General features: G+C 66.0%; 1 protein-coding gene. It reads left to right on the top strand.

What is annotated here, in order from left to right; genetic code table 11:
• Positions 1-69 precede the first annotated feature (69 nt).
• Positions 70-1,305: an IS30 family transposase gene (locus tag EV646_RS38690; RefSeq protein WP_241996617.1), complete on the top strand. Its 1,236-nt coding sequence runs from the start codon at positions 70-72 to the stop codon at positions 1,303-1,305.
• Positions 1,306-1,318: the final 13 nt, after the last annotated feature.

Below are 1,318 nucleotides of genomic sequence, written 5' to 3'. Positions count from 1 at the left end.
GGTGGTTTCTACTGACGGTTGCAACACTTCGTCCTGAATTGGGAGGTTGTGTTGTCTTCATCTCGTCGTGTGAAGAAGGGGCCGGGGCGTCGTCCGCTGTCGGCCAAGCGTCAACGGTTCATGGAGTTGCGTGGGCGTGGCTGGAGCATCCTGGCCGCGGCCCGCGAGGTCGGTGTCTCGAGAACCACCGGCAACAACTGGTCTCGCGGCTACAAGACCTACCGCAAGGGCGAGGTCGTCGGGTTCGTTGCTCCGCTCGACCGGCTTGCGGTGCGCGAAGTCAGCTCGCGGTTCTTGTCGCAGGAGGAGCGGATCGAGATCGCGGACCTACACCAGGCTGGTTTGAGCATCCGAAAGATCGCGGAGCGGCTGGGCCGGGCACCGTCGACGATCTCGCGTGAACTGCGCCGCAACAGCCACGCAGGCGGTAGTTATCGTCCGTTCGATGCGCACCGTCAGGCGACCGCTCGCAGGGCCCGCCGGCATCGGCGACGCCTCGACACCAACCCTGCACTGCGTGAGCTGGTGGCAGAGTGGTTGTCGCAGCGGTGGAGCCCGCAGCAGATCAGCCGGCAGCTTCGGCTCCACCACCCTCAGCGGCCGCAGATGTGGTTGTGCCACGAGAGCATCTACCAGGCCGTCTACCAGCCCGGAACCACGCTGCTACGCCCGGCACCGGTGGCACCGCAGCATCGTTCGCCGCTGCGCACCGGCCGGGACCATAGGCGAGCCCATCAGAAGACCGAGCGTCGCCGGCCCCGCTTCGAGCAGCCCATGCTGTCGATCCACGACCGGCCCTTCCCACCGGAAGACCGGTCCGAGGCCGGCCACTGGGAAGGCGATCTCATCATCGGCAAGGACCAGGCCTCAGCGATCGGGACCCTGATCGAGCGGACGACCAGAACCGTCCGGCTGCTGCACCTTCGGCAACGCGACAGCGATGCCCTGCACGCCGCGTTGAACGAGCGCATGAGCGATTTACCTGCTGCGCTGCTGCGGTCGATCACCTGGGACCAGGGAACCGAGATGGCCCGCCACACCGCCATCGCCGCCACGCTCGGTGCACCGATCTACTTCTGCGACTCCCGCTCACCCTGGCAACGCGGTTCGAACGAGAACGCCAACGGACTCCTGCGTCAATACTTCCCGAAGGGAACCGACCTGAGCGTCCACACCCCACAGCACCTGCGGGCGGTCGAGAACGAGATCAACCACCGGCCCCGTCACGTCCTTGACGACCGCGCACCCGCCGAGTTGTTCACGGCGCTGCTAGCCTCGGCGGAACACCTTGTGTTGCAACGTTGACTAGAACCCGCCT

This window comes from Kribbella antiqua (assembly GCF_004345665.1).
In the GTDB taxonomy this organism is placed as follows: Bacteria; Actinomycetota; Actinomycetes; order Propionibacteriales; family Kribbellaceae; genus Kribbella; species Kribbella antiqua.
Note: the sequence above shows the minus strand (reverse complement) of the source record. Positions and strands in the feature narration are given on the sequence as shown.